Here is an 8,606-nt window from a genome sequence, read left to right on the forward strand (position 1 = left end):
GCCACCTTGATTCCGCGGGCTGCCGCCAAAGCGTACTTGCTCACTCCAGCAACCCTGGGCCAGCACGCGCTGCAGACTGTCCTGTGTGGCATTCACGACCACGCGCCCTTGTGAGGGGACGGTGCGCACCAGGTGATGAAACTGGCGTTCGATGGCCGCCAGGTCGTCAAAAATGTCGGCGTGGTCGAACTCCAGGTTGTTCAGAATGGCGGTGCGCGGACGGTAATGCACGAATTTGCTGCGCTTGTCGAAAAACGCGGTGTCGTATTCGTCCGCCTCGATGACAAAGGTTGTGCCCTGGCCCAGGCGGGCCGACACGCCAAAGTTGAGCGGCACGCCACCGACCAAAAAGCCGGGCTGGAGCCCGGCGTGCTCCAGTATCCAGGCCAGCATGGCGGTGGTGGTGGTTTTGCCGTGGGTGCCGGCCACAGCGAGGACGTGGCGGCCCTGCAGCACATGTTCGGCCAGCCATTGCGGGCCGCTGGTATAGGGCAGGCCACGGTCCAAAATGGCTTCCATCAGCGGAAATTTCGGGGCTCCATCGGCCAGCGTCGCCCGCGACACGACATTGCCCACGACAAACATGTCGGGCCGAAAACCGGCTTGGGCCAGCTGGTCGGCGCTGTAGCCTTCAATCAACTCAATCCCCAGGGCGCGCAATTGGTCGCTCATGGGCGGATAGACGCTGGTGTCGCAGCCCGTGACCTGGTGCCCCGCCTCGCGCGCCAAAGCCGCCAAGCCGCCCATGAAGGTGCCGCAAATCCCCAAAATATGTATGTGCATGGCCGATATTTTAGGGAGGCTCCGATGCACGCTCTTGGGTTTAAACGGAAAAGGCTTTTGATGCAATGCTGGCGGATGTGATCTGCTCTATATTTAATAGCATTCCTGGTGACTTTGAACTTTAGCCGCTGACACGGGACTAACTTGTGCGCAATCGTTTGCGCGCTGACGAGTCTCCTTAACTATTCGCTTCTGGCCCTCCAGCCAGTCGCCCTTGAACTTGCATACCCTCAAATCTGAAATTGCCGCCACCGCCGCCGCGCTGGTGGTTGAGGAAGGACTGGAATACGGTCCTGCCAAACGCCGCGCGATCAAGCAGTTGGCGCTGCCTGCACGCACCGAATTGCCTGGCAACGAGGAGCTGGAAGACGCTGTGCGCGAGTACATTACGCTGTTTTTCGCCGACACCCAGCCCGCCGAACTGGCGGCCCTGCGCGCGCTGGCGCTGGTCTGGATGGAGCGCTTGAAGCAATTTCGGCCCTATCTGGCAGGCGCTGTCTGGCACGGAACGGCCACGCGGCTGTCCGATATCTACATCCAGCTGTTTTGCGACGACCCGAAGTCGGCCGAAATTGCCCTGATCGAGCACAACGTCGCTTACGAGCCGCGCACCGTCACCGGCTTTACCGGCGGCAGTGTGGAAGCGCTGAGCCTGCGCAGTGCGTGCAAACCCCTGAATGAGACGGTTGGCGTGCACTTGATGGTCTACGACCACGACGACCTGCGCGGCGCCTTGCGGCCAGACGCCAAAGGCCGCACGCCGCGCGGCGACCTGGCCGCCGTGCAAAAATTGCTGTCTACCCCTTTTGAATCTCTTTTGGAACCAAGCAAGTGAAACGCAGAAATATGCTTTATGGCGGCGTCGCGACGGCGGCAGGTATAGCCGGTGCCGGTGCGGCCTGGTGGAAATTCCAGCCCCACGATGTGGTGGCCGGCGAGCCTGAGAGGGCGGCCGAGTCGTTCTGGAATCTGAATTTTGATACCCCGGACGGCAAGAATCTGCCCATGAGCAGTTTTCGCGGCAAGGTGGTGCTGGTGAATTTCTGGGCCACCTGGTGCCCTCCTTGCGTTGAAGAGCTTCCTTTACTGGACTACTTCTACCAGGAAAACAAGGACAAAAACATTCAGGTCGTGGGCCTGGCCGTTGACCAGCCCAGCGCGGTGCGGACCTGGCTGCAAAGCAAACCACTGAATTTCCCGGTCGGCATGGCGGGCTTGGCAGGAACTGAACTGAGCAAGTCGCTGGGCAACCAGACGGGGGGCTTGCCTTTTTCGGTGGTGTTTGGCGCGTCCGGCCAGTTGCTTCACCGCAAGCTTGGCCAAGTTTCGCCAGAAGACTTGGCGCTCTGGGCCAAACTCAAATAGTCCTCAAACAGCCAACAGCCAACAGCCAACAGCCAACAGCCGATGACCAGCGCGGGTTCTGGTCAAGGGTGCAGGCGCGCCTGCAAGGTGCCGCGAGTGTTTCGAAATTGCGGTATTTTCGCTTAATTGTCCTTTTCTCATCACTTTGGACGTAGGCTGCGCTGTGCGACTTAAACCCCGGGGGCTGGTTTTGCCGGTCCTGGCTTGAGGTAAACTCTGCGCTTTGCCGAGCCTGTCAGGCCGCTGTCACGCGAAATAGTTAACTGATAGGTGCTTTAAGGCGTAAAAGCAGAGAGTAAGTGAAAAAAGAAGGAAGTTCGGTGTGTGCTTGGGTGTCCAGGCCGGCTTCCAGATGAATTTAAAGCTGCGTGCTGAAGTCTTCGCGCCAGCACCTACCGTCGTTGGAGAGAATCTATGGATTTAAGAAAACTCAAGACACTGATCGACCTGGTTTCAGAGTCTAACGTGTCTGAACTTGAGATTACCGAAGCCGAGGGCAAGGTACGCATTGTCAAATCCAGTGGTGCTCCTGTTGTGATGCATCAGCCTGCCGTGGCCATGGTGGCCGCCCCCGTGGCGGGCGTTTCGGCTGTGGCCGAAGCTGCGCCAGCGGCTCCGGTCGGTCACGCCGTCAAGTCGCCCATGGTGGGCACTTTCTACCGTTCCGCCAGCCCCGGCGCCAAGCCCTTTGTCGAACTCGGCACGGTGGTCAAGGAAGGTGAGACGATCTGCATCATTGAGGCCATGAAGATTGTTAACGAGCTCGAAGCCGACAAGGCGGGCAGCGTGACCAGGATTCTTTCAGAAAATGGCCAGGCCGTGGAATACGGACAGCCCCTCTTCATCATTGAATAAGCAGGCGCGCTGCCCGCTTGCACAACCAGCCAGACCAGGCCCTTCGACGCATGTTCAAAAAAATACTGATCGCTAACCGCGGAGAGATCGCTTTGCGGATTCAGCGCGCCTGCCGGGAACTCGGCATCAAGGCCGTGATGGTTTATTCCGAAGCGGACCGCGAGGCGAAATACATCAAGCTGGCTGACGAGGCGGTGTGTATCGGGCCCGCTGCTTCGGCTCTGAGCTATCTCAATATGCCTGCCATTATTTCGGCGGCCGAGGTGACTGACGCCGAAGCCATTCACCCCGGCTACGGCTTCCTGAGCGAGAACGCGGACTTTGCAGAGCGGGTCGAAAAGAGCGGTTTCAAGTTTATTGGCCCTTCACCGGAGTCGATCCGCATGATGGGTGACAAGGTGTCGGCCAAGCAGACCATGATCAAGGCGGGCGTGCCGTGCGTGCCCGGCTCTGAAGGCGCGCTGCCCGATGACCCGGTCATCATCAAGCGCACCGCCAAGCAGATCGGCTACCCGGTCATCATCAAGGCTGCTGGCGGCGGCGGCGGGCGCGGCATGCGCGTGGTACATACCGAAGCGGCCCTGCTGCACGCGGTGCAAACCACCAAGGCCGAAGCTGGAGCGGCCTTTGGCAATCCCGAGGTCTACATGGAGAAATTCCTGCAGAACCCGCGGCACATCGAGATCCAGATTCTGGCTGACCAGTACAAAAATGCGGTCTGGCTTGGCGAGCGCGACTGCTCCATGCAGCGTCGCCACCAAAAAATCATTGAGGAAGCGCCTGCGCCAGGCATTCCGCGCAAGCATATTGAGCGAATAGGCGACCGCTGCGTCGCGGCCGTCAAGAAAATCGGCTACCGCGGCGTTGGCACGTTTGAATTCCTCTACGAAAACGGTGAGTTCTATTTCATCGAGATGAACACGCGCGTGCAGGTCGAGCATCCGGTCACGGAGTTGATCACGGGCATTGACATCGTGAGGACCCAGATCATGGTGGCGGCCGGTGTCAAACTGCCTTTTGCCCAGCGCGATGTCCAGCTCAGGGGGCATGCGATTGAATGCCGCATCAATGCGGAAGATCCGTACAAGTTCACCCCCTCGCCAGGGCGCATCACCACCTGGCACACACCGGGCGGCCCGGGGGTGCGGGTGGATTCGCATATTTATGCCAACTACTTCGTGCCGCCCAACTATGACTCGATGATTGGCAAGATCATTGTCCACGGCGACACGCGCGAGCAGGCGCTGGCCCGCATGAGCACCGCGCTGGCTGAAACCGTGGTCGAGGGCATCAACACCAATATTCCGCTGCACCGCGAACTCATGGTGGACGCCAAGTTCATGGACGGGGGCACCAACATCCACTACCTTGAAGAGTGGTTGTCAAAGCGCGAACGTTAAGGCCTTGCGATGAGCATGTACGAACTGATTCTGCTGGCGCCGGTCCACGAGGTCGAGACGCTCAGTGAGGCGCTGGATGCGCTGGATGCGCTCAGCGTCTCGGTGGAAGACGCCGATGCCCATACACCGGCCGAGCAGGCTTTGTTTGGCGAGCCCGGCATGCCGCCGCCCAAAGCGGGCTGGGAGCGTTCGCGCATGGTGGCGCTGTTTGCGACCGAGGCTTTGGCCCGGGATGCCGCCTCGGTGCTGGCGCTTCAGGAATTTTTTGCCGGTTGCCAGCTGGTGGCCGTGCAAGCCGTGCCCGAACAGGACTGGGTGCGGCTGACGCAGTCGCAGTTCACCCCCGTTGAAATCACGCCGGATTTCTGGATTGTTCCAACCTGGCATGAGCCTCCTGCGCAAGCGAAGCAAGTGATACGGCTCGATCCGGGGCTGGCCTTCGGCACGGGAACCCACCCGACCACGCGCATGTGCCTGCAATGGCTAGCCGGGCAGGGCGCCGCAGGCAAGTCGCTGGGGCGGGTTCTGGACTACGGTTGCGGCTCAGGCATCCTGGCCATCGGCGCGGCCAAGTTTGGCGCGCTGGACATTGATGCCGTTGACATTGACGAAGCGGCTGTCGGGGCCACGCGGGCCAATGCCGAGGCCAATCATGCCCGTCTGCAGGCGGGATTGCCCGACAAGGCGGTCGGCGCCTACCAGACGGTGCTGGCCAATATTTTGGCAACGCCGCTGAGGGTGTTGGCGCCGCTGCTGTGCGCGCATGTTGAAAAGGGCGGGAATCTGGTGCTTGCAGGCATTCTGGAGCGCCAGGCCGATGAACTCAAGGCGGCCTATTTGCCCTATTGCCAGCTTCAGGTGCACCAGCAGGAGGACGGCTGGATCCTGATGACTGCGCAGTTTTGAGTGCTCGTCGAACGCACGCATAAACCTTGCCCCGCAGCCGCAGTTTCCCGGCAACGACCTCCTACAATACGGCGCTAAATGAGCCTGATTACGCGCTGCCCCGCCTGCGGCACGATGTTCAAAGTCGTGGCCGATCAACTCAAAGTCTCGCAAGGCTGGGTGCGCTGCGGGCATTGCGCCGAGGTGTTTGATGCGTCAGCGTATCTGCTGGCGGATGACGCTGTGGCGCTCGCGCCTCCGGTCTTGACGTCTGATGACGTCGCCGCGATCGGGCAGGCGGCCCAGTCGCATGGTGCGCCAGAATCAGGGGCTCCGCCCGAGCCCATCGCGGCCTCCATGGCGCCAACGCCGGACCACGGCAAGTCGTTTGCTGACAGGTTGCCCTTGATGCCTGCACTGGCCGGACAAGATAATGCGCAGGAGAGCGCTGACGATTTTGACCCGGCAAGCTGGAAGCAGGCGCGACAAAAATCTCCCTACCTGGAGACCCAGGCGGAAAATGTCGACGTTCCACCGCACCGTCCGGACCTGGTGCACACCGCCAGTGTCGATGCCTCTGGTGTCGAGATCCCGGACTTGGCCGATTCCACGTCGGTGGATGCCGACGTAGCGCCTATCGACGTGGCGAATGACGAGACGCCAGACGATGTCTCTTTTGTACGCGATGCACGGCGCAAAGCCTTCTGGAAAAAGCCCCTGGCACGGTGGTCGCTGGGCGCGCTGTCGCTCTTGTTGCTGGCGGCGCTGGCTTTGCAGTGGACGATGCAGCAAAAAGACACCCTGGCGGCGCTGCAACCGCGGCTTGCGCCCCTGCTGCAGACGCTTTGCGCTGCGCTGCGTTGTGACGTCCGGCTGCCACGCCATATCGAGTCGGTGGTGATTGACAGTTCAAGCTTCAACAGGCTCGGCCCTGATGTTTATCGCCTCAGTTTTGCGTTCAAGAATACCGGCGCCATCCCCCTGGAAACGCCCTCGCTGGAGGTCACCCTGACCGATACCCGGGACCACGCGCTGGTGCGCCGCGTGCTGGCGCCCGCGCAGTTTGGCGTTAGCACTGGCACGCTGGCCGCTCATTCGGTGCTGGCTGGCACCGTCACCATGAACGTATCGGGCGATGGCGAGCCTGCGAGCGCGCCATCATCGGACTCTTCCGCGCCTTCCTTGGCATCCGTTCCCTTGCGGGTGGCGGGCTACCGTATTCTGGCTTTTTATCCCTGATTGAACTGAGAACTGAATGTCTGCTGTAATTTGTGGCTCCCTGGCGTTTGACACCATCATGACTTTCGAGGGCCGCTTTTCCGAGCAGATACTGCCCGACCAGTTGCACATCCTCAACGTGTCTTTTCTGGTGCCCGCCCTGCGGCGTGAATTCGGTGGGTGCGCCGGTAACGTCGCTTACAGCCTGCAGCAACTCGGCGGCACGCCCTTGCCCATGGCCACGGTCGGTGCCGACGGTGCTGACTACGTGGCACGCCTGCAAACACTGGGCATCAGCACCGAATTTGTCCGTGAAGTCGGTGATACCTACACCGCACAGGCCATGATCATGACCGACCGCGACAACAACCAGATCACGGCGTTTCACCCGGGCGCGATGATGCAGGCCCACATCAGCCGGATCGAGGCGCGCAGTGATATCAAGCTGGGCATTATTTCGCCGGACGGTCGCGATGCCATGCTGCAGCATGCCGAACAGTTCAAGGCGGCGGGTATCCCGTTTGTATTTGATCCGGGCCAGGGCTTGCCCATGTTTGACGGCCAGGAACTTGCTCATTTCGTGGAGCTTGCAAGCTGGGTGACGGTCAATGATTACGAAGCCAGAATGCTCAGTGACCGCACGGGGCTGTCCTGCGCCGAGATTTCCCGGCGCGTGCAGGGCTTGGTGGTGACGCTGGGTGCCGAGGGGTGCGAGGTCTGGGTGGACGGTGAAAAAACAGCGGTAGCCCCTGTGAAGGCTGAAGCTGTAATTGATCCAACAGGCTGCGGTGATGCGTTCCGTGGGGCGCTGCTGTTCGGGCTGGAGCAGGGCTGGTCGCTGGTCCGCTGCGCTACGCTGGGGAACCGGGTGGGTGCGCACAAGATCGCCAGCCGTGGCGGACAAAACTACACCCTGGATTTCGATAAAATACAGTCTTAGCCCAATAGCTACGTGCGCTGACAGCTATTGAATTAATAGCAATTTCCGGCATGAATGCCGGTGAGGCATAAAAAAGCCCGACATCTTGCGACATCGGGCCTCCAGCAGAAAACCGTGACGGCTTATGGCTTGCTGGCTGTCGGAAACGGCCAGGCCGCTTGTGGGTTCAGGATCGTCTGAGCCGCCGGGGTAGCGGTTGCTCCAGATGCTTTGACCGCGGGCTTTTTTGTGACTTTCTTCGCAGCAGGCTTTTTTGCGACGGGCTTGGGTGCCGGCTTGGCTACCGGCTTGGCAGGGGTTGCTTTTTTTGCGGCGGGCTTGGCAACTGCTACTTTTTTGGCGGGCGCTTTGGGAGCGACTACTTTTTTTGCAGCTGCCTTTTTTGCGGGCAATTTTGTGGCGGTTACTTTTTTGGCGGGGGCTTTTGCAGCAGGTGCCTTTTTTGCAGCGACCTTTTTGGCAACCACTTTTTTCGCAGGCGTTTTTGTCGCCGCTACTTTTTTGGCGGGTGCCTTTTTTGCGGGCGCTTTTTTGGCGACTACTGGTTTAGCGGCCACTTTTTTCGCTGGCGTTTTTACAGCGCTCGCTTTTTTGGCAGGTACTTTTTTAGCCGGCGCTTTTGCAATCGGCGCTTTTGTCGCTGTTACTTTTGTCGCGGGTGCTTTCTTGGCCGCTACTTTTTTAGCCGGCGCTTTCTGGGGGGCGGCTTTTTTAGCCGCAGGTTTTTTCGCAGTTGCCATAGTTTTCTCCTCGATCACGTTGCTAAGAGCACTTCACGCTTGGAGGACGAGAAGCGATTCAAGGCGTTGGGCTGTCGATAATGAGAGCCCAGCGCCGCGAACACAGGAGCAAGGACCAGCGCGCACTCTGGGGTGCTGTCATGGTTCATTGCAAATTTAAAAATCATTGTTGTTGGTGTCTTGTATCAGTCAGTCCCAGGAAAGGGCACCACCCGATTGGTACTCAATCACACGGGTTTCAAAAAAGTTTCGTTCTTTTTTCAGGTCAATCATTTCGCTCATCCACGGAAACGGATTCTCCTCGTTGGGGAAGAGGGTTTCAAGTCCAATTTGGGTAGCGCGGCGATTGGCGATGTAGCGGAGGTAGCCCTTGAACATGGAGGCGTTTAGCCCCAGCACACCGCGCGGCATGGTGTCTTC

The 8,606-nt window shown here is 59.7% G+C and carries 9 protein-coding genes and 1 pseudogene; 7 read left to right on the top strand and 3 right to left on the bottom strand.

All coding sequences use genetic code 11. From position 1 onward, the window contains the following. Positions 1 to 783: UDP-N-acetylmuramate:L-alanyl-gamma-D-glutamyl-meso-diaminopimelate ligase (gene mpl, locus Q8K05_RS07230; RefSeq protein ID WP_305245831.1), on the bottom strand; the 783-nt coding region annotated here is incomplete at its 3' end. A 220-nt stretch (positions 784 to 1,003) separates the two neighbouring features. On the opposite strand from mpl, the gene Q8K05_RS07235 reads away from it, so the two are divergent. The 7 genes from Q8K05_RS07235 (at position 1,004) to Q8K05_RS07265 (ending at position 7,446) form a co-directional block, all read left to right on the top strand. Beyond that, positions 1,004 to 1,618 carry a hypothetical protein gene (locus Q8K05_RS07235; RefSeq protein WP_305245839.1) on the top strand — a complete coding sequence of 205 codons (615 nt, stop codon included), beginning with the start codon at positions 1,004 to 1,006 and terminating at the stop codon, positions 1,616 to 1,618. After that, positions 1,615 to 2,148 (top strand): TlpA disulfide reductase family protein, encoded by a 534-nt coding sequence (locus tag Q8K05_RS07240; RefSeq protein WP_305245832.1) that lies wholly within the window; start codon positions 1,615 to 1,617, stop codon positions 2,146 to 2,148. Before Q8K05_RS07235 ends, Q8K05_RS07240 begins: the two co-directional genes overlap by 4 nt. 414 nt (positions 2,149 to 2,562) lie before the next feature. Beyond that, positions 2,563 to 3,003, top strand: a complete 441-nt coding sequence (gene accB / locus Q8K05_RS07245) for an acetyl-CoA carboxylase biotin carboxyl carrier protein (RefSeq protein WP_305245833.1) — start codon at positions 2,563 to 2,565, stop codon at positions 3,001 to 3,003. 50 nt (positions 3,004 to 3,053) lie between these two features. Next, the gene (gene accC / locus Q8K05_RS07250) at positions 3,054 to 4,403 is read left to right on the top strand and encodes an acetyl-CoA carboxylase biotin carboxylase subunit (protein ID WP_305245834.1); all 1,350 of its coding nucleotides are present in this window, start codon (positions 3,054 to 3,056) and stop codon (positions 4,401 to 4,403) included. A 15-nt stretch (positions 4,404 to 4,418) separates the two neighbouring features. Beyond that, positions 4,419 to 5,309 (top strand): 50S ribosomal protein L11 methyltransferase, encoded by an 891-nt coding sequence (gene prmA, locus Q8K05_RS07255; RefSeq protein WP_305245840.1) that lies wholly within the window; start codon positions 4,419 to 4,421, stop codon positions 5,307 to 5,309. A gap of 78 nt (positions 5,310 to 5,387) precedes the next feature. Continuing rightward, positions 5,388 to 6,527: a DUF3426 domain-containing protein gene (locus tag Q8K05_RS07260; RefSeq protein WP_305245835.1), complete on the top strand. Its 1,140-nt coding sequence runs from the start codon at positions 5,388 to 5,390 to the stop codon at positions 6,525 to 6,527. A gap of 16 nt (positions 6,528 to 6,543) precedes the next feature. After that, positions 6,544 to 7,446: a carbohydrate kinase family protein gene (locus Q8K05_RS07265; RefSeq protein ID WP_305245836.1), complete on the top strand. Its 903-nt coding sequence runs from the start codon at positions 6,544 to 6,546 to the stop codon at positions 7,444 to 7,446. Positions 7,447 to 7,568: 122 nt separating this feature from the next. Here Q8K05_RS07265 and Q8K05_RS07270 read toward each other — a convergent pair whose 3' ends face one another. Continuing rightward, the gene (locus Q8K05_RS07270; RefSeq protein WP_305245837.1) at positions 7,569 to 8,186 is read right to left on the bottom strand and encodes a histone H1-like DNA-binding protein; all 618 of its coding nucleotides are present in this window, start codon (positions 8,184 to 8,186) and stop codon (positions 7,569 to 7,571) included. Between the two features lie 189 nt (positions 8,187 to 8,375). Beyond that, positions 8,376 to 8,606 (bottom strand): annotated as a pseudogene (locus tag Q8K05_RS07275) (ribonucleotide-diphosphate reductase subunit beta); the annotation flags it as partial.

Origin of the sequence: Polaromonas sp. (assembly GCF_030682935.1) — a bacterium.
Lineage (GTDB): Bacteria > Pseudomonadota > Gammaproteobacteria > Burkholderiales > Burkholderiaceae_C > Polaromonas.

Bases quoted from the DNA above. Each gene is read 5' to 3' on its own strand.
- Q8K05_RS07260 (WP_305245835.1), top strand. From the start codon at position 5,388: ATGAGCCTGATTACGCGCTGCCCCGCCTGCGGCACGATGTTCAAAGTC.
- accC (WP_305245834.1), top strand. From the start codon at position 3,054: ATGTTCAAAAAAATACTGATCGCTAACCGCGGAGAGATCGCTTTGCGG.
- Q8K05_RS07265 (WP_305245836.1), top strand. From the start codon at position 6,544: ATGTCTGCTGTAATTTGTGGCTCCCTGGCGTTTGACACCATCATGACT.
- prmA (WP_305245840.1), top strand. From the start codon at position 4,419: ATGTACGAACTGATTCTGCTGGCGCCGGTCCACGAGGTCGAGACGCTC.
- Q8K05_RS07270 (WP_305245837.1), bottom strand. From the start codon at position 8,186: ATGGCAACTGCGAAAAAACCTGCGGCTAAAAAAGCCGCCCCCCAGAAA.
- accB (WP_305245833.1), top strand. From the start codon at position 2,563: ATGGATTTAAGAAAACTCAAGACACTGATCGACCTGGTTTCAGAGTCT.